Source organism: Clostridium sp. CS1-1 (assembly GCF_056135525.1).
This window is the reverse complement of sequence record NZ_CM148680.1, coordinates 3179954-3200353: the sequence shown is the minus strand read 5'-3', so window position 1 is coordinate 3200353 and position 20400 is coordinate 3179954. Positions and strand designations below refer to the sequence as shown.

At 32.0% G+C, this 20400-nt stretch carries 14 protein-coding genes; all 14 read left to right on the top strand.

Annotated elements, in window-relative coordinates; translation table 11 throughout:
* Positions 1-36: 36 nt before the first annotated feature.
* Positions 37-885: an undecaprenyl-diphosphate phosphatase gene (locus AC0N0V_RS14950; RefSeq protein WP_474458839.1), complete on the top strand. Its 849-nt coding sequence runs from the start codon at positions 37-39 to the stop codon at positions 883-885.
* Between the two features lie 428 nt (positions 886-1313).
* The gene (locus AC0N0V_RS14945; RefSeq protein ID WP_474458838.1) at positions 1314-3167 is read left to right on the top strand and encodes a sensor histidine kinase; all 1854 of its coding nucleotides are present in this window, start codon (positions 1314-1316) and stop codon (positions 3165-3167) included.
* 469 nt (positions 3168-3636) lie between these two features.
* On the top strand, positions 3637-4866 hold the full coding sequence (locus AC0N0V_RS14940) for a DUF3798 domain-containing protein (RefSeq protein ID WP_474458837.1): 1230 nt from the start codon (positions 3637-3639) through the stop codon (positions 4864-4866).
* A 138-nt stretch (positions 4867-5004) separates the two neighbouring features.
* Positions 5005-6627, top strand: a complete 1623-nt coding sequence (locus AC0N0V_RS14935) for a sugar ABC transporter ATP-binding protein (protein ID WP_474458836.1) — start codon at positions 5005-5007, stop codon at positions 6625-6627.
* Positions 6624-7658 (top strand): ABC transporter permease subunit, encoded by a 1035-nt coding sequence (locus tag AC0N0V_RS14930; protein ID WP_474458835.1) that lies wholly within the window; start codon positions 6624-6626, stop codon positions 7656-7658. Before AC0N0V_RS14935 ends, AC0N0V_RS14930 begins: the two co-directional genes overlap by 4 nt.
* Positions 7633-8772 carry an ABC transporter permease subunit gene (locus AC0N0V_RS14925; RefSeq protein ID WP_474458834.1) on the top strand — a complete coding sequence of 380 codons (1140 nt, stop codon included), beginning with the start codon at positions 7633-7635 and terminating at the stop codon, positions 8770-8772. The genes AC0N0V_RS14930 and AC0N0V_RS14925 overlap by 26 nt, the downstream gene beginning before the upstream one ends.
* 439 nt (positions 8773-9211) lie before the next feature.
* Entirely contained in the window at positions 9212-10426 is a 1215-nt protein-coding gene (locus AC0N0V_RS14920) for an MDR family MFS transporter (protein WP_474458833.1), read from the top strand.
* Positions 10427-10497: 71 nt separating this feature from the next.
* The gene (locus AC0N0V_RS14915; RefSeq protein WP_474458832.1) at positions 10498-11706 is read left to right on the top strand and encodes a hypothetical protein; all 1209 of its coding nucleotides are present in this window, start codon (positions 10498-10500) and stop codon (positions 11704-11706) included.
* A gap of 420 nt (positions 11707-12126) precedes the next feature.
* A complete protein-coding gene (locus AC0N0V_RS14910; protein ID WP_474458831.1) occupies positions 12127-14385 on the top strand; it encodes an EAL domain-containing protein in 2259 nt (752 codons plus the stop codon).
* A gap of 23 nt (positions 14386-14408) precedes the next feature.
* A complete protein-coding gene (locus AC0N0V_RS14905) occupies positions 14409-16028 on the top strand; it encodes a thiamine pyrophosphate-binding protein (protein ID WP_474458830.1) in 1620 nt (539 codons plus the stop codon).
* A gap of 4 nt (positions 16029-16032) precedes the next feature.
* On the top strand, positions 16033-16398 hold the full coding sequence (locus AC0N0V_RS14900) for a carboxymuconolactone decarboxylase family protein (RefSeq protein ID WP_474458829.1): 366 nt from the start codon (positions 16033-16035) through the stop codon (positions 16396-16398).
* 255 nt (positions 16399-16653) lie between these two features.
* Positions 16654-18138 carry a spore germination protein gene (locus tag AC0N0V_RS14895; RefSeq protein WP_474458828.1) on the top strand — a complete coding sequence of 495 codons (1485 nt, stop codon included), beginning with the start codon at positions 16654-16656 and terminating at the stop codon, positions 18136-18138.
* Positions 18125-19213 (top strand): GerAB/ArcD/ProY family transporter, encoded by a 1089-nt coding sequence (locus tag AC0N0V_RS14890; protein ID WP_474458827.1) that lies wholly within the window; start codon positions 18125-18127, stop codon positions 19211-19213. Before AC0N0V_RS14895 ends, AC0N0V_RS14890 begins: the two co-directional genes overlap by 14 nt.
* Positions 19210-20334, top strand: a complete 1125-nt coding sequence (locus AC0N0V_RS14885; protein WP_474458826.1) for a Ger(x)C family spore germination protein — start codon at positions 19210-19212, stop codon at positions 20332-20334. Before AC0N0V_RS14890 ends, AC0N0V_RS14885 begins: the two co-directional genes overlap by 4 nt.
* Positions 20335-20400 lie beyond the last annotated feature (66 nt).

Below are 20400 nucleotides of genomic sequence, written 5' to 3'. Positions count from 1 at the left end.
AAAATATCCTTCATAAAATTAATAAGAGGTGATTAAATGGATACAATATTTTTAGTAATAAAATCTATAATACTTGGAATAGTGGAAGGGATAACAGAGTTTCTGCCAGTTTCATCCACCGGACATATGATTATTTTTGAAAACTTAATGGGCTTTAAAGGCACAAATCCTAATTATGTTGAAATGTATACATATGTAATACAATTAGGAGCTATTTTAGCTGTAGTTATATTATACTGGAAAAAAATAAAAGAAACTCTTTTGAATTTCTTTCCAAACAAAGTTGGCTATGAAAAATCAGGGTTTAAATTTTGGCTTATGATATTTATTGCCTGCATTCCTGGTGGGGTTTGTGGGGTTTTATTAGATGATTTAGCAGACAAATATTTATTTACCCCTATAACCGTGGCTATAACTTTATTTTTAGGTGGTATATGGATGATATATGCCGAAAATAAATTTAGGAACAACACTTCATACAGCAAAGAGATAAATGTCACTGTGAAACAAGCTTTGATAATTGGTTTATTTCAGTGTTTAGCTATAATTCCAGGAATGTCCCGTTCTGCTTCTACTATTATAGGCGGATGGGTATCAGGACTCTCTACCGTTGTAGCTGCTGAATTCTCTTTCTTTCTAGCAATTCCGGTTATGGTGGGAATGAGCTTTTTAAAGATATTAAAAATTGGAGGAATAGCTAGTCTTACTTCAGTTGAACTAACTTCTCTAGTTGTTGGATTCTTAGTTTCATTTTTAGTAGCTTTGGTAGTAATTAATAAGTTTATTTCTTATTTACAAAGAAAATCTATGAAGATATTTACAGTATACAGAATGATATTTGCAATTGTAGTATTGATTGCCGGATTTTTAGGGATATTTCATTAAATAGAAAAGGAAGTTCAAGTATTATAGTGCATCTACTATAATACTTGAACTTCCTTTTTCATATATTAGAAAATAAAAGCTTTTAGACAAAACATGTGATAAGAGTATGATAAAAAGTGGACTTTTTGAATGTAGGGAATTATTTATTTTAATACTAGTAATTGGTGCTACAATACCTATCTAGCTATCATCTGGAGTTATACCAACTAAGTTATACTATGGAGTTCAGTATATGCAGGGGATGAATTTAGTAAAAAAGCTAAAAAAGAAGGGAATTTGTCATTAATATAGAATAGTAGAATATATTACAACAAATTAGATGAGTACAAAAAATCTATAGATACTTATAAATTTAAGGTGAGAAAGATTTTACTTAGTTGAAAAACATGCAAAGCTATAACTTTTGTTAAATGGGGGCTTTATAAACAATGAGAATAATTAGTAACATGAAAGAGGATAAGATAAGTGACATGGTTTCTATTGGTAAAATTGGAATAGTACTACTTGTGAGTATAATAATATATCAAGGTATACCTAATTATAGTATAGATAAAAATAGAGAGTTTATTAACTCTCTTATGATTCCAGTATACGTAACAGCCTTAATTTATATAATTTGGTTAGTAACAAATATAAAGACAACAGTTAAGTTTAAGAAGTTTAAAGCTTTACGTTTAATTGAATTACTTTTTTTAGTTATTATTGTTTCTTTACCAATGTATCTATCTCGCACTTATCAAACTGAATTTAAATTTATATTTTTACTGATAATTATACTATCAGTTATCGAGTATGGTCTATATTATGGAATTGTAACATCTATTTTTTCAGACATTATTATATTAGGTATTGATCTTGTTTACGCACCTGTAATTAACGGAGTTAATGAATTGTTTGAGAAAGATCTAATTGTAGCTTTTATATTTGTTTTTGTAGCATTTATCCTTGGATATTATGTAGATTTGGAGAATGAAACAAATAGAAAAAAGGAAAATCAACTTCAATTATTAAATAGTGAACTAGAAGAGCAGAATAATCAAAGACAAAACATAGAATCATCATTATTAAAAAATGAAATATGTTACGACATGTTATTTGAAAATTCAATGAACGCTATTATTATACATCAAGAGGGAATAATTATATATGCTAACGAAAGTGCAGCAAGATTACTAGGGTATAAAAATCCAATACAATTAAATCAGGAGTCATTTTATAAACATTACTCCGAAAACAGTATAATATCCCTTGAGGAGAGGTATTTAAATATAATCAATAGTAAATTTTCAAAGGTTATAAATGAAGAGACTGTAGTAGATTGTCAAGGTAATTCGATTGAAGTACGTAACACATCTTCAGTTTTCACCTATAATGGGAGAGCGTCCGTACTGACTTTTTTACTTGACATAACTCGAGAAAAACAGTTAGAAATATTAAAGGATGACGTAGAAAAGAATTTAAAACTATTAAATGAAACTAGAGAATTTAATTTCCTTATAACAGAGTTTTTTGCCAATATTTCTCATGAACTTAGAACTCCTCTTAATGTTATTAGTAGTACAATACAGTTATTAAAATCCTTGGATGAATCAAAAAAATTAGGCGATGAAAGAATAAAATATTATTTTAATATAATGAATCAAAATTCATTGAGACTTCTTAGATTAATTAATAACTTAATAGATACTACAAAATTAGATGGAAATTACTTAAACCTCCATTTAACTAGTGGTAATATAATATACGTAATTGAAGAACTAGTACAATCTGTTGCTGATTTTGTAAAATCAAATGGTATAAATATAATTTTTGATACAGAGGTAGAAGAGAAAATAACTACCTTCGATGAGGAAAAAATCGAAAGGATTATACTAAATCTTTTATCTAATGCGGTGAAATTTACCAATATAAATGGAAGTATATTTATTAATATTTACGACAAAGGAGATCTTATAGAAGTATCTATAAGAGATACTGGAATCGGTATACCAGAAGATAAGTTAGGGTTTATTTTTGAAAGGTTTGCTCAAATCGATAAGTCTACAACTAGAGCTAAGGAAGGAAGCGGAATAGGGCTCGCTCTTGTCAAATCACTTGTTGAAATGCAAGGAGGAACCATATGTGCTAAGAGTGAACTAGGCAAGGGCAGCGAGTTTATTGTAACTTTTCCTGTTAAGAGATTAAATGATGAAGATATAGAAAGTAATGTAAATAATAAAGAAGTTTATAAATCAAGATACAAAGAAAAATTGCAAATTGAGTTTTCTGACATATACACTTAATGACGGATAAAAATTATTTAAATGAAATTTTAGAATTTAATAAATAAACTTAAGTAGTGATATCAGTATTTAAAAGACCATGAATGCAGTGGAAGGCTGCACTCATGGTCTTTTAGCTTTCAATTATCACAATATAATTAACTACATTTAATAGTGATATATACTGAAGTATTAATGTTCATATCTTTTTCCAGAAAGGTTTTTCTAAAATAAAGTGGAACTTGAATCAGATGGAATTTTAACCCCACCTGATTCTTAGTTGAACCAGTCCAGGGAGTATTAGAGCGGGTAGTCATCGGATAGAATTAGTTTCATAATGGACAATTATTTAGATAATTGTGGAATATATTATTTATACTAAAATATAAATATAATGGAGTTAGTATCAAGGGAATAGCACAAGTAGTTAGTAGTGAAAAGTCTTGCTTTTCAAACTAATATAAAAAAGATATTTTGGGAGGGGAATGCATTGAAAAAAATACTGGCATTGATTATTTCAGCAACAATGGCGTTAGGCCTAGTTGGATGCGGAGGTTCAAGTAACACAAGTTCTAATTCCACAACAGGCAGCGATGGAAAAAATAAGTTCCACATTGGTATTGTAACAGGTACAGTATCACAATCAGAAGATGAATTGAGAGGTGCTGAAGCATTTATTAAAGAGTATGGAGATGTAGATAAAGGCGGAATAGTAAAACACGTTACGTATCCTGATAACTTCATGCAAGAACAAGAAACAACAATAGCGCAGATTGCAGGACTTGCAGATGATCCTAATATGAAAGCAATTATTGTTAACCAATCAGTTCCAGGTACAGTTGCAGCATTTAAGAAAATAAGAGAAAAGAGACCTGATATACTTCTATTTGCAGGAGAACCGCAGGAAGACACTAATATGGTAGAAGCTGCTTCAGACTTGGTAGTAAATGCAGACAATATAAACCGTGGCTATTTAATGATCCTTGCAGCAAAGAAGATGGGAGCAAAGACATTTGTTCATATTTCATTCCCAAGACACATGAGTATTGAACTTTTATCTGCAAGAAAAACTATAATGGAACAAGCTTGTAAAGATTTAGGATTAAAATTTGCTTTTGAAACAGCTCCAGACCCAATGAGCGACGTCGGGGTTCCAGGTGCACAACAGTTCATACTTGAGAAAATGCCATCATGGGTTCAAAAATATGGAAAAGATACAGCGTTCTTCTGTACAAACGATGCACAGACAGAGCCTCTTTTAAAGAAAGTTGCTGAACTAGGTGCAATATTCGTAGAACCAGACCTTCCATCTCCAATAATGGGATATCCAGGAGCATTCGGAATAGACCTTAAAGCTGAAGCTGGAAATTGGCCTGCAATACTTAAAAAAGTTGAGCAAACTGTAATTGATAAAGGTGGCAGCGGAAGAATGGGAACATGGGCTTACTCTTACAACTATGCTTCTACAGAAGCACTTGCAGAGTTTGCAAAGAGAGTAGTTGAAGGAAAGGCACAGAAAGATTCCTTTAAGGATTTAATGGCCTGCTATGAAAAATCTACTCCAGGAGCACAATGGAATGGTTCATATTATGTTGATAGAGCAACTGGAACCGAAAAGAAAAATCACGTTATGCTATATCAAGACACATATGTATTTGGTAAAGGTTATTTAGGTCAGACAAAAGAAGTAGTTCCAGATAAATACAAGACAATGAAATAGTAAGCACAATATAAAGAATAATCAAGCTATATGTAATCAACTTAGGTACTGGACTTATCATTAATATTAAGTTAGGTATCTAAGTTGTTTATCTATACTCAGTTAACATAACGCTTTGTATGATAAGAGGTGAACTAATTGTTAAACGAAAATATATTATTAAAAGTTGAAGGCGTAGGCAAGCAATTTGAAGGTAATAGGGTATTGAAAGATATTAATTTTTCACTTAAAAAGGGTGAAATATTAGCACTAGTCGGTGAAAATGGTGCGGGAAAATCCACGCTTATGAAAATTCTTTTTGGTATGTCTGTTATTGTAGAAACTGGAGGATATGAAGGACAAATTTATTTAGATGGCGAGAAAGTAAGTTTCAAAAATCCTATACAAGCATTAAATGCAGGAATTGGAATGGTGCACCAGGAGTTTTCTCTTATACCTGGTTTTACTACCACAGAAAATATATTATTGAACATGGAAAAAACTAAATCCAATGTGATATCGAGAATATTTGGCAAGAAGCTTGAGACCCTTGATATAGGTGAAATGAAAAAAAGTGCTCAAAAGGCAATTGAAACTTTGGGTGTTAATCTTGATCCTAATACACTAGTTTCAGAGATGCCAGTAGGACATAAGCAGTTTATAGAAATTGCACGTGAAATTGACAGAGAAAAGGTTAAATTGCTTATCCTTGATGAACCGACAGCGGTTTTAACAGAATCTGAAGCAGAAATACTTTTAAAATCTATGAGAAGACTTGCAGAGATAGGTGTTTCTATTATATTTATTTCACATAGATTACATGAGATAACATCAGCTTGCGACAAACTTGTAGTATTAAGGGATGGTGTAGTTGTAGTTGAAAAACCTGTTGAAGGAATAAGTGTAAGGCAGATTGCTGAATGGATGGTAGGAAGAGATGTTGATAATAAGAAAATTGAACGTAAGGATATAGTGGATGTCAGCAATGTTAATAAGGATGTTATCCTCGAAGTAAAAAAGCTTTGGGTCGATATGCCAGGAGAAACGGTAAGGGATGTATCTTTTAGCGTTAAAAGAGGTGAAATTTTCGGAATAGGTGGTTTGGCTGGACAAGGAAAGCTTGGGATACCTAATGGTATACTTGGTCTATTTCCTGCAGATGGAGAAGTTGTATTTAATGGCAAGCCGCTTCAATTAAATTCAACTTTTAGAGCCCTAAAAAGTGGTTTAGCGTTTGTATCAGAGGATCGAAGAGGTGTAGGTCTTCTACTGGATGAACCTATAGATTGGAATATAGCTTTTGATGCAATGCAGGTACATGAAAAGTTTCTTAAGAAACTTTTTGGAGGATTAGTTAAATGGCGTGATGACAAGGCGATGAAAGAATGTGCACAAAGCTACATTAAGTCTTTAGAAATAAAATGTACAAGCGAGAAACAGCGTACAAAACAGCTTTCAGGAGGTAATCAACAGAAAGTATGCCTTGCTAAAGCTTTTGCACTTGAGCCAAGCCTTTTATTCGTATCTGAACCTACGAGAGGTATAGATGTTGGTGCTAAAAAACTTGTACTTGATTCCTTAAGACGATATAATGCTGAAAATAATACGACAATTATAATGGTTTCATCAGAGCTTGAAGAACTAAAGTCTATATGCAATAGAATAGCCATTATAAGTGAAGGTAGGGTGTCTGGAATTTTATCTCCTAGTGCAGAAGCCGCTGAGTTTGGATTGCTTATGTCAGGATTGGACCATTTGATCGAAGAAGGTGAAAAGCAGTGAATGAGATTAAGGGCTTTATAAAGAATTTTGGATGGCCACGTATTATTATAGGCCTATTTTTAGTACTATTATTTGTTGCAGCTCCGTTTTTTGGAGTTAAAGAAGACATGTCATTCAATGATGTTATAGTTCGTTTTGGAATGAATGCCGTTCTGGTTCTAGCTATGGTTCCTATGATACAATCGGGATGCGGACTTAATTTTGGTATACCTGTAGGGATAGTTGCAGGACTATGCGGTGCGGTAATGAGCTTAGAGTTTAATCTCGCAGGCATGGCTGGAATACTTGTAGCTTTTGGAATTGCCATCGTAATAGCAATAGTTTTTGGATACGGATATGCTAAGCTTTTGAACAAGGTAAAGGGTGACGAAATGATTATTGCTACGTACGTAGGTTATTCCTTTGTCTTTTTTATGAATATATTGTGGCTAATACTTCCTTTTAGAAATCCCGCAAGTGTACAAGGTTTTAAAGGAGAAGGGCTTCGTGTAACCATAAGTGTTCAGGAGTATTGGTTTCATCAGATTAGTAGTTTCTTACAAATAAAAATAACAGATAACTTCATAATTCCAACTGGAATGTTATTGTTCTTTGCTTTTATGAGTTTTTTAGTATGGGCATTTTTTAGAACTAAGCTAGGCACAGCAGTAACTGCAGTTGGTTCTAATCCTGAGTTTGCAAGAGCTGCAGGAATAGATGTTGATAAAATGAGAACAGTATCTGTTATTCTTTCAACTGTACTTGCGGCTATAGGAATCATAGTGTATCATCAGAGCTTTGGTTTTATACAAATGTATAATGCGCCATTATCCTTTGTATTTCCATCTGTTGCAGCTATACTGCTTGGTGGAGCTTCTGTAAACAAAGCAACTATTGGTAATGTTATTATAGGAACAATATTGTTTCAGGGAATACTAACAATGACACCTTCAGTAATAAATAGTGCAATTAGTATAGATGTTTCTGAAATTATAAGAATTATAGTATCAAACGGGATGATAGTATATGCCCTTACTAGGAAAGCGAGGTAGAAAGATGAAGCTTAATAATCAATCGATGAAAAAGTTTTTGACTAGTAGCGCTGTTCCGATTATGTTTCTATTAATAAGTGCGGTAGCGATACCTATTTCAGATTTTTCAGGTATATACCTGGTTAGAGAGATAATAACACGTCTTTCAAGAAATGCATTTCTTGTATTGGCACTTCTATTACCTGTAATGGCTGGTATGGGTATCAACTTCGGAATGGTTTTAGGCGCTATGGCAGGACAGATAGGCCTTATATTTATAACAGACTGGGGTATTACAGGAGCAGGAGGGCTTGTACTAGCTATGATAATAGGAACTCCTATAGCAATAGTTTTAGGATATTTCGGTGGTGCCGTTTTAAATAGAGCAAAAGGACGTGAAATGATTACTTCCATGATGCTGGGACTTTTTATAGCAGGAATATATCAATTTTTCCTCCTATACTTATGCGGATCTATAATAAGGATTAAGAGCCCTACACTGCTACTTTCAAGAGGTTATGGGATTAGAAACGCTATTAACTTAGATGCTTCAGGTGGATTCGATAACTTACTTAAGGTTAATATAGCAGGAGTAACTTTACCGATAGGGACCTTCTTAATAATTGCTTTTATATGTGTATTTACAGTATGGTTTAGAAAAACTAAACTTGGGCAGGATATGAGAGCTGTAGGTCAAGATATGTCAGTATCTGAAACAGCAGGTATAAAGGTGGAAAAAACTCGTATACAATCAATCATAATTTCTACTGTGCTTGCTTGTTATGGTCAGGTTATATACCTACAGAATATAGGTACATTAAATACTTATAATGGAGCAGACCAAGCAGCATTATTTGCAGCAGCTGCATTACTTGTAGGCGGTGCAACAGTAAGTAAAGCTTCCATACCAAATGCAATTATTGGTACAGCTTTATTCCATCTAATGTTTATAGTTATGCCAATGGCAGGTAAAAATCTAACAGGTCAAGCTATGATAGGGGAATATTTTAGAATGTTCGTATCTTATGGTGTTGTTACTTTGGCATTGGTGCTTCATGCATGGAAGAGACAAAAGGATAAGGAAATGGATAGAGCTTATCTCAGAGCAGGAAATAGTGGAAATACAGCAAAGTAATATAGGGTTCAAACCTGAATACTTGCCTTAGACGTCGTATTTATATGGTAATACCTTCTGTGCTGTTAACTGTTTTTAATGACTGTAAGTTCGTGCTTTAAAAAACCTAAGAACCTTCGATAAACTCGCTTCGCTCAGACAATCGAAGGTTCTAAGATTTTCTAAAACACTTCACTAACAGTCATACAAAACAGTTAAATGCATTATCAGATATTACCATATAAATACTTAGTTTAAGACAATTTTCTAAGTTGGAACCTTACATAGATAAACAAATTAGAAAGTAGACTTATCCTGGCGAATAAGTCTAACTTTGGGTTCGCTTATCTATAGAAAAAGATAAGAGCTAATATTGAAAGTGAGATTATCTGGTAACATCATCTAAAATATTTTATAATTAGAAGTATCTACATAATATGTTTATAAGGAGTAACAAGTGATGTTTAAAAGATTTAATATTTTTCGAGGGTTACCAAGAAGTGTGTACATATTGTTTTTAGTACAGGTAGTAAATAGATTTGGTGATTTTGTACTTCCCTTTATGACACTGTTATTGATAAAGAAGTTAGGTATGTCCTTTCACATTGCAGGAATAATTATTATGATTGGATCTATTCTTGCTATACCAGGATCTATAGTAGGTGGAAAGCTCGCTGATCAAATTGGGAGAAAAAAGACATATATTATAGCTCAGACAGCGGTAGCTTTGGCATTAATACCTTGTGCATTTGTAACAAACTCACATATTATTGTTATTTTTCTTCTAATTTCAACCTTTTTTAATGAGGCTGTTAGGCCAGCTTTAAGTGCAATAATAGCGGATGTGTTGCCTCCAGAGAAAAGACAGGCTGGTTATTCGCTTCAATATTTGGGTATAAATTTAGGAGCATCTATTGGGCCTATTGTAGCAGGATTCTTATTTAATAATTTTCTTTTTATGCTTTTTATAGGTGATGCATTAACCTCTCTTATTGCAGTAGCTCTAGTCATCGTTTATATAGATGAAAGTAAGCCATCTAACGTAATAGAAGCTGCTGCTTCAAAAGAAAAAGCTGAAGAAGGTAATATTTTTCAAGTTCTCTTTAGGCGCCCACAAATTTTAATTTTTCTCATAATCAATATCGTATATAGTCTCGTATACACTCAGCATAGATTTTCTCTACCTTTAATGTTAGATAGTATTTTCGTGGGAAGTGGGGCAGAGAAGTTTGGTTTTCTCATGAGTGTAAATGCTTTTACAGTTATCTTTCTGACTGTACTTATTACAAGTTTCACACGGAAACTTCATCCTTTACCTAATATGATAATAGCGGGAGTACTATATGCTATTGGTTTTGGTATGATTGGAATTGTAAATTCTCTTCCTTTGCTTATATTATCAACCATACTATGGACGATTGGAGAAATATTAACTGCCACAAACTTTGGAGTATATGTAGCAAATAACAGCCCTGCAAATTATAGAGCAAGATTTAGCGCCGTTGGAGGCTTGAGTTATGCTACAGGAGCGGCTCTTGGAACATCGCTTATAGGGAAGTATGTAGACTTGAAGGGGATTTCTTCTGTGTGGCCGTTAACTTTCGTAATGTCTTGTATTGCTGCTTTATCAATGGTAATGCTTTATATGTACTTATGTAAAAAAGTTAACATTTAATCATTTGTTTATTGCTCATAATTATAATATAATTATTATAAATCTATTATTATTTATAGGGTGGTTTAGCAATGAATGTTGTAGAAATACTTGATAAAATTAATAAATTAAGCATAGAAGTTAGGGATAAGATTGCTCCTGTTGAGATACTAAAGAAGTTTAATGGTGGAAGATCAGGTGCAGGAGTATACATGGTTGAATACGGTGATGATAATAGAGTTGGGATTTTGAAAGTAACTAGCAGTAATGAAGCAGAAGTGTTTTACAAGGCATATGAATTAGCTGCAAAAAATAATATGCATAAGTTTATAGCCAAGCTTATAGCTAATTATGAAATTAGAATTGAAAAAGATTATGTTATTTATGCAAACCTATATGATTTAGCAGGAGATGATATTTATAAAAGCGAAACATTCTTAGACAAGGTTGTTAATGAAGATGAACTTAAGGATAGCATAATATCAAAGATGACAAAGTTTTTGTTTAGTTGGAATAAGGAACATACTAAGAAGTATTTATCACCTATGAATATAGTTAAAAATGAACTTTCATACAGATATATGGACAGTAAATATGTACAAGCTTTTGAAAATATAGGTGTGGACAAGTTTACAAAGTGGATATCTTTAGATGGGACAGATACAATGCTACCGAACCCATATTACTATTTTAATAATGAAAATGTTTGGAATGATTTAAATGTTATATGTCTAACAGCGCATGCTCATGGTGACTTTCAAGGAGATAATATTATTATAACTGAAAATAAACCTATTATAATTGATTTTTGTGATTTGATTGACGATTGCAATGTTTTTCATGATTTAAGATATCTTGAATCGATTACGCTAGGAGATTATTTGCAAATTGATAATGAATGTAGTAGAGAGTTATGGAGCCGAGTATGTGAAAGCCTAAGTGAGGGTATAACAGAAGTGGATATCCCGCAAGGAAGAGGTATGAGCCTTTTAAGACAACTTATGCCTAAGCTTAGAGAAAACGTTAAACTAGTGGTTTCAGATAGTCGTAATAGTTTATATAACCCTTCCTTTTACTTAGCTGGTGTAGCTTCTGGATTAATTAATATGAGGAAGTATGCTGATGTAAATAAGAAGAAGGCGGCTTTTATATATGCAGCTTATAATCTAAAGATGTTTCTTAAGGATGAGGCTGTTAACATGTATAATCCGAAGTTAGATTCATGTATGATACTTAATTGGAAGGCTGAAAAAGTAGAAAATTCCTTTGTTATTTTAAGGCCAATTAGTTTAAGGGTATAGGTAAAAATTATGAGTAAGACCTCTAAGGTGGTAACTACCTTAGAGGTCTTATTTATTTGACTTGTTTTAGGATATTGCATCAGAATTAATAGAAATGGACTCCAATTATTGTTTGATAAAATTAAAATTAGAATTAAAGTTCACGAAAAAATATAGTCTTTTCATATTGGAAATACAAGAATCATAGGAATTATGGTGCTATGCACGTATTGTACTTGAAAGAAATGTATGCTACAATTTCAGTAAATATAAAATTAACATAAAAATCGACAAAATTAGATAAATAAGCAGACTTGAATGAAGACTAAAGAATAGTTCGTGATAAGTTGTTTATAAAATATTATGCAAATGAATGTAATATGGTACACCATCGTGGCAATTAAGTTCAGCTGCTTTTGTTTTTCGGGAGGAATGTAATTTATGTTACACCAAGGCTATGAACAAGAAGCAAATTATATTATAGAATCAAAGAAAAGATGCATGAAGTTAGGAATGGACCCTAACGAACCTAGAATGCCAAAAGATATTATGTCAGAAATAGAGTTGGCCGAAAAAAGAGAAGCCTATGGAGAGATTTTAGAAGTAGCAAGATTTTTTAGTGAAAAAATTATAAAGTCATTTGAAGGTACTCCTATATTAGTTAGCATATCAGAAGAAAATGGTTATCTTTTGGATACACTTGGAGATGAAACAATAAAAGCTACTATGACTCAGTTAGGTATAAAACCTGGATTTAGATTTAGTGAAGATGATGTGGGTACAAACGTTATTAGTTTAACTTTAAAACAAAATCATCCAATACAATTGATAGGGACTAATCATTTTCATACATTTTTACATGATAGTGCTTGTTACGGAGTACCATTTCATTATACTGATGTTAATGATATTTTAGGAAGTATATGTATTATGACTCCAGTAGCTCTACATAATCCATTTTTCTTAATGACATTATCTACTGTAGTTGACGCAGTAGAACGTGAGTTACTACTTAGAAAACAAAATCATAAACTTAATATAATGAATCAAATTATGTTAAGTAAAAATAGAAATGCAATTATCATTACAGATACAAATGGAGAAGTGATAGATTATAATGAATTAGCAGAAAATATATCTGGTTATAAAAAAGAGGACATTATAGGAAGAAGTATTTATGACTCTTCAAGAACAGGTCATTTTTTCAAAGGCGTTTTAATTGATAAAAAACAATATGAAAATGTAGAAGTAAAGTTTAAGAATAACAATGATGAGGAGTATGTTTGTCTTGTGGATGTGCAGCCTATCCATGATGAAAATTCAAATATGATAGGGGCTTTTGGCCAGTTTAGAGACATTACAGAAAGATATTTAGCAGAAGAGAAATATAATTATTTAGCACATCACGATGAGCTAACTGGACTACCAAATAGAAGATATTTTAAAGAACTGTTAACCCAATATATTGAAGATAAAATTTGTGAATCCAATAATATGTCACTTGTATTTTTAGATTTAGACAAACTTAAAATGATTAATGATACATTTGGACATTCGAAAGGCGATTTATTAATAAAAGAAGCTGCAAACATATTGAAGAAGTGTTTAAATAAAGGTGATTATGTCTTCCGCGTAGGTGGGGATGAATTTATACTACTGTGTTTTAATGTTAACAATAAAGATCAGGCAACAGAGCTAGCAGAAAAAATCATAAATGCTTTTAATATACCAATTATAATTGACAACCATCAATTACACATAACACCAAGCGTGGGTATTGTGCTTTACCAGGAGAATCCAGCGAATTTTGAAGACTGCTTAATTTATGCTGATAACGCCATGTACAAAGCAAAATCTAATGGAAGAAATGGATATGTAATTTATGACCCGATACTAGAGGAATCATATAAAGATAAGTTAACTTTAAAAATGGAGATTGAAAAAGCATTAGAGAATAAAGAGTTTATTTTGCATTATCAACCTCAAGTTGATATAAAAAGTGGCAAAATAACAGGTGTTGAGGCCTTGATTAGATGGGAGCATAAAGAAAAAGGAATGATTTTTCCGGATAAGTTTATTCCAGTAGCAGAAGAAACAGGGCTAATTTGTAAAATAGGTGAGTGGGTATTAAATGAAGCTTGTTCTCAGGTAAGAAAGTGGCAGAATGTTAATTTACCACTGATAAAAGTAAGTGTGAATTTATCAACACAACAATTTATAAAAGATGACTTAACTCAAGTTGTTAAGGAAGCTTTGTCTAACACAGGGATTGATCCAAAATATTTAGAACTAGAAATAACTGAGAGTATGACAATGGAAGTTAATCATGCAATAAAAACATTAAAAGAATTAAATGATTTAGGGGTTAGAATTAGTATTGATGATTTTGGAACTGGATATAGTTCATTAAATTACTTGAAAAAATTCTTTATTAATTATTTGAAAATTGATAGGTCATTCGTAAAAGATATTATGAACGATGAAAATGATGCCAATATAGTTCATACAATAATTTCTATGGCACATAGCATGGGATTAGAAGTTATAGCTGAAGGCGTTGAAGATAAGGAACAGTTAAGATTTTTGCAATTACGCAACTGTGAATATGTACAAGGATACTACTTTAGTAAACCGATACCTCCAGACATTTTTGAAAAGGAATTTTATAATTTACAAAAAGAATTTGTAGAAAAATATTAGTTATCGCAAGGGGATAAATAGCAATGAAAAGTATAGCATCGATTTTAGCGTCAAACTTTAGAAAGTGGGGCATAAACCACGTTTTTGGTATACCTGGAAAGCCGATTGTGCCTTTAATTATGGAATTAGATAAACAGGATATAAGTTTTATTTTAAATAAACATGAAAGTGGTAGTGGGTATGCTGCAACGGGCTATTCATTAATGAGTAAAAATTTAGGTGTAGCTATTGGAACTTCTGGTCCTGGAGGAACAAACTTATTAACTTCAGCAGGCCAGGCAAAGGCCTCTCACATACCAGTATTATTTATAACAGGACAACAATCTATAAATGATGCTGGAAAAGCATTGGGACAGGATTCCACGATTTTTGGAACTGATTTGGTTAAAATGTTTGAACCAGTTACTAAATTTAGTGCTAGAGTTGAAAGAGCTGGTCAGTTTCAAAGATATTTGCAACATGCATTGGAAAAAGCTTATTCTGGAGTTAAAGGTCCAGTACATTTATCTATTCCATTTGATGTATTAAACGAACAGATAGAGGAGTTTGAACTTGATTTTCCTAATAACATGCCTCAATTAATATCTCCTAGTTTAGATAAATTTATTAATAAGCTTAGTAATGCTAAGAAGCCTGTTATTTTAGCTGGTAAGGGTGTTCATTCAAGTTTAGCTTATGAAGAGGTTAAGACTTTGGCGGAGTTATGGAATATACCAGTTATGACTACGCCAAGTGGAAAAGGTACTTTTATTGAAAATCATCCACTATCTCTTGGAGCATTGGGATTAGGCGGTACAGAGAGAGCAAGTGAGTATATAAAGAAAGACATAGATCTAATGATTGTAATTGGTAGTAAATTGTCGGACATGTCCTTAGTTGATATATCTACAGAAAATTATCCAGAAGAAGTTATTCACTTGGATTATGATACAACATTTATAGGAAAATCATTATTAGTTCCAACTTTATCCATTGTTGGTGATATTAAAATGAATTTACAATCATTATTGAATAAAGTTACGGAAAAAGTGAAAAAGGAATTTGATTTATTAGAAGAAAAATATGGTGAAACAAATAATAAAGGGTATATTTCAGCTATTTCAACCATGGAGACTATAAGACAAGAACTTTCAGATGATTCTATTGTATTCGGTGATGATGGAAGCCATACGTTTTATGCAATAAAATATTTCAATATCAGAAAACCTGGCACATTTTTCTTTGATGATGTCTTTGGAGCAATGGGTCATGCTATAGGTTATTCTATAGGGGCACAATTGGCAAGTTACGATTCTAGAATTATATGTCTAACAGGTGATGGATGTACTTTTATGCATGGTACTGAAATATCTACAGCAGCAAATTATAATATTCCAGTTACTTTTATTATATTAAATAATGGAAGACTAGATATGGTTGACAAAGGTATGCAACACCATTTAGGAAAGTCAGTAGGAACTACTTATAATGTACCATTAAATATTAAAAAGTTTGGTGAGGCTATTGGTGTAAAATCATTTAGATGCTGTAATCGACTTGAGTTGAAGGAAGCTCTAGAAATTTCAAAATTACATAACGAAACAATAATAATAGAAGTTATGGTTGACCCAAGTGAAATACCTCCAACCATGAAAAGGGGATAAGAAAATGAGTAATGATTATGAAAAAGGAATTGATGTATTAAAAGAGATGGCCGACAAAGATGGAGAGCAGATTATAAAATTTTTAGGAGATATATTTCCTGATTTTCAAGAAAAAATGATTGCTTTTGGATTTGGTCAAATATACTCAAGGCCAAATTTAGATTTGAAAATGAGAGAAGTTGTAACAATAACTTCACTTATAACTCAAGGTGCATTTGAACAATTAGATTTTCATATAAAAGCAGCACTTAAGGTTGGATTAAAGTCAGAAGAAATACTAGAGATTATTTTGCAATGTGCAGCTTATGTAGGATTTCCTAAGGCATGTAGTGCTTTAGTTATTGCAGGCGAAATTTTAAAAGACAAATAAGTAAAACTAAGCCAGAATTTTATTGAATAAAATTCTGGCTTAGTTTTATTAACGGGCATTTTTTAAAATTGACAAAACAACCCATATATATCCTATGGTTAGATTTCCATAACTGAAAATTAATATTTACTATAAAATTTCATATGTCTTATGATTAGAGATGTTTCAATTAATAAATAAATTAATATGCTATGGGGAATAGATATTAGTATATATAGACGTATTTTACAATTAAGTATAGAGGTGTTAAAAATTATGGATAATTGTAATGATCAGCAATATTTAAAAACAACAATACCTCCATACTGTGAGGTTACGAAAACTATAGAACAGAGTTTTACAGATTGTCCAGATGTTATTAGAAGAAAGGTATACTTAGGGAATGGAGCAGAAGGATACTTTATCTTTATAGAAAATCTAGTAAATCCAGATCTGATGCAGAGAGATTTTATGAATCCTATACTCTCTATGACTCAGGAACAACTGCTTGATGAGGCTTATATGCACTCTATTCCAATTTCAAATATAGCGTTTTATTACGATGTTAACTCTATAGTTAGCAAAGTGTTAACTGGTGAAGTTATCTTTATCTTTGATGGTATGAAATTTGCCACATCAGGCATATTAAGAAAATTTGAAAGAAGAGCAATTGAAGAACCAGAAACGGAAAAAAATGTAAAGGGCTCTCATGAAGGCTTTGTCGAAACACTCAACACTAATATAGCAATATTAAGAAGAAAAATAAAAAGTAATAATTTGAAATTTAAAATGTTAAAATTAGGAGAAGCAACTAACCAAACTGTTGCAATTGCTTATATAGAAGGAATCGCTAATCCAGATATTTTAAATGAATTATATAATAGAATTAAGAGCATCGATTTTGATGGAATGATTGGGATCGGATATATAGAGCAACTTATAGCGGATCACCCTAACTCCCCATTTCCACAGTTTTTGTCTACAGAAAGGCCAGACAAGGCTATGGCAATGCTTTTGGAAGGTAGATTCGTAGTGCTTTTAGATGGTACTCCTGTAACTTTAACTGCACCAGTCTCGTTATTTTCATTTTTACAAGCTCCAGATGATTACAATACTAATTGGATATTTGGAACGTTTTTAGGTGTGTTAAGAGAGCTTGCTATGGTTATAGCTTTATTTTTTCCCGCTTTATATATAGCACTTACATCTTTTCATTATTATATGGTCCCACTTAGGCTATTAATACCCTTAGCGGAATCCAGAGAAAGGGTGCCATTTCCACCATATATAGAAGCAATAATAATGGAGATTACTATTGAACTTCTTAGAGAGGCTTCTATAAGACTTCCTACCTATATAGGAGCATCTATAGGTGTAATTGGAGGTATAATAATAGGGCAAGCGGCAGTTCAAGCAGGTATAGTTAGTGTACTTATGATCATTATAGTGGCCATAACTGCAATTGCTTCATATGTTACACCTATATACGATATGGGATTGGCTATAAGGTTTTATAGGTTTGTAGTAATGGTTGCCTCCTCAATTTACGGAATAATAGGAATATTAATAGGAGCTGTTTTGTTAACGGCACATTTAATAAAGCTGGAATCTTTAGGCCAGCCATATTTTTCACCTATTGTTCCTTTTAGGGGTAAGGACCTCAAAGATGTGTTTGTTAGAATGCCAATTAAGTATTTAAGGAAAAGACCAGACCAAGCTAAACCTATTGATAAAAAGAGGGGAAAAAATGATGGGCAATAATAAAAATGCTATAACTTCAAAACAATTAATGAGCTTTGTCATTTCATCACAAATAGGATTTGGTATTATTTCATTACCTTCAGTATTAGCGGAATCTGTAGGGCATGATGGATGGATATCAGTTCTGCTTACTGGCATTTTAGCCATTATAGCAATATATGTTATAATGAGCCTTCTAAAAAGATACTCAAATAAATCAATACTTCAAATTAACATACTATTATACGGAAAAATATTAGGAATGGTATTAAATTTAGGCTTATTGATGTATTTATGCTTCACTACTGGTATTGTAATTAGGCTTTTCATAGAAATTGTTAGAATTACAGTGTTAAAACTTACACCACCATTGGCTATTTCTGCCATAGTACTAATTCCTACGATATATATATCATATAGTGGATTAAAAGTGCTAACAAGGTTTGCTAGTATGTTATTTTTTCCCTATACCGTTACGATAATATTCTTTCTATCAATATATAAACATTCAAGATTGACATTTATAATGCCTATAGGATCAGCAGGGGTTTCAGCAATCGCAAAGGGTATGTTTTTAACTGGCTTTTCTTATATCGGTTTTGAACTTACAACCATTATGTATCCATATATAACTGATAAGAAAATGGCTACGAGATATGCTGTTCTTGCTAATGTCTTCACTACTACGTTTTTTACTTTAATAGTTTTTATGGTAACAATACTAACTGGAGAAGAAAAACTTAAGGTGGTTAGTTTTCCTTTATTTCATGTTACAACTTCCATAAAGTTACCGATATTTGAGAGAGCAGATTTATTGTTTATAATGATTTGGTTCCCTGTAATGGGAAGTGCTATAAGGGCTTACTATTTTTCTGCATATCATTTTTTAGATTTTGTTTTTAAATTTAATGATAAAAAAATCCCTATCATTATTTTTACTATAGTCATTAATTTAATAAGTAGAATACCAAAAGATTTAATTCAAGTATATAAACTTAGTAACATAGTTGGAATACTTGGGATAGGAGTAATTTGCTACCTTATTATTTCATTTGTTTTTTCTTTTGTTAATAAGAGAGGTGTGGTTGTAAAATGAGGGTGATTTGGAAACTTATTGGAATAACTATGATTATACCTTTACTACTTACAGGATGTTGGGATCAGAAAATCTATGAACAAATTGGATTTATTCTGCAGGTGGGAGTTGAGGCCTCCGAAGATAAACAATTGTTAGTGACATATACATCTCCTGTAACGGATCAAAAGAAAAGTGAGCAGGTAGAGTTTGTATATGATAATGTGGGACTTATTAGAGAATTTAGAAGAAGTTCTAGAACCATATCTGCTAAGGATCTAGAGGGTGGAAAAGTACAACAAATAATTATATCAAACTCTCTTGCAGAAAAAGGTATTAGAAATATCTTGGAGATATTTGAGCGTGATCCTGCAAACCCAGCCATTGCTTATGTGGTTATTAGCGAAGATAGTCCTAAAGCTTTAATGGATTTCTCACAAAAGTTAAAAGATAAGCCACGACCATCCTTTTATCTAAACCAATTAATTGAAAACAATTCTAAGTTTTCTATGTGCCCTAAAACAACAGTATATGATTTTACAGTTAATGCCTTCGCACCAGGAATAGATCCTATAACGCCTATAGTTGCAATAGAAAGTGAAAATGGAAAGGGAGTAAAAGTTAATGGTACAGCATTATTTTCAGGTGACAAGTATGTAGGAAAAATCAATCAAAGCCAAACGTCATTGTTACTTGCAATAAAAGGAGAGATGGATTACACAGAATATATCTTCAAATCAGTTGGTCCTCCTGAAAATGATAGATCAGGGAAGAATGGTGCTGCAGTGCTATTACATAAACCAAAAAAGAAAATAAGTGTAAGGCTTGAGGACGATACACCAGTAGTAGAAATATCTCTTAAATTTAAAGGTGACTATGAAGAACGTGAATACGATCATATAGATAAGAAAGAAGTTCAAGAAAAGTACGAGAAATCAATGGCTAAGGAATTAGAAAATGAATGTATGAAATTATTGAAATATACTCAGCAAGTAGGAGCTGATCCAATAGGTATTGGCGATATGGTTAGAGCTAAATATAATTCTTTTTGGCAGCAGAATAAATGGGAAGAAGTATACAAAGGTGTTGTGTTTGAGGTGGTTACATCTATAGACATTAATAAGTTTGGGATACTTAAATAATGCAACAAATTTATCTAGAGATAAAATCACATTTAGCTCTCTTTAAGCTTCTTTAAAGTAAAATCT

Excerpts from the sequence above, each read along its gene's own strand:
- AC0N0V_RS14885 (WP_474458826.1), top strand. The coding sequence starts at position 19,210 with ATGAGGGTGATTTGGAAACTTATTGGAATAACTATGATTATACCTTTA.
- AC0N0V_RS14915 (WP_474458832.1), top strand. The coding sequence starts at position 10,498 with ATGAATGTTGTAGAAATACTTGATAAAATTAATAAATTAAGCATAGAA.
- AC0N0V_RS14950 (WP_474458839.1), top strand. The coding sequence starts at position 37 with ATGGATACAATATTTTTAGTAATAAAATCTATAATACTTGGAATAGTG.
- AC0N0V_RS14945 (WP_474458838.1), top strand. The coding sequence starts at position 1,314 with ATGAGAATAATTAGTAACATGAAAGAGGATAAGATAAGTGACATGGTT.
- AC0N0V_RS14895 (WP_474458828.1), top strand. The coding sequence starts at position 16,654 with ATGGATAATTGTAATGATCAGCAATATTTAAAAACAACAATACCTCCA.
- AC0N0V_RS14890 (WP_474458827.1), top strand. The coding sequence starts at position 18,125 with ATGATGGGCAATAATAAAAATGCTATAACTTCAAAACAATTAATGAGC.
- AC0N0V_RS14920 (WP_474458833.1), top strand. The coding sequence starts at position 9,212 with ATGTTTAAAAGATTTAATATTTTTCGAGGGTTACCAAGAAGTGTGTAC.
- AC0N0V_RS14905 (WP_474458830.1), top strand. The coding sequence starts at position 14,409 with ATGAAAAGTATAGCATCGATTTTAGCGTCAAACTTTAGAAAGTGGGGC.
- AC0N0V_RS14910 (WP_474458831.1), top strand. The coding sequence starts at position 12,127 with ATGTTACACCAAGGCTATGAACAAGAAGCAAATTATATTATAGAATCA.
- AC0N0V_RS14925 (WP_474458834.1), top strand. The coding sequence starts at position 7,633 with ATGCCCTTACTAGGAAAGCGAGGTAGAAAGATGAAGCTTAATAATCAA.
- AC0N0V_RS14900 (WP_474458829.1), top strand. The coding sequence starts at position 16,033 with ATGAGTAATGATTATGAAAAAGGAATTGATGTATTAAAAGAGATGGCC.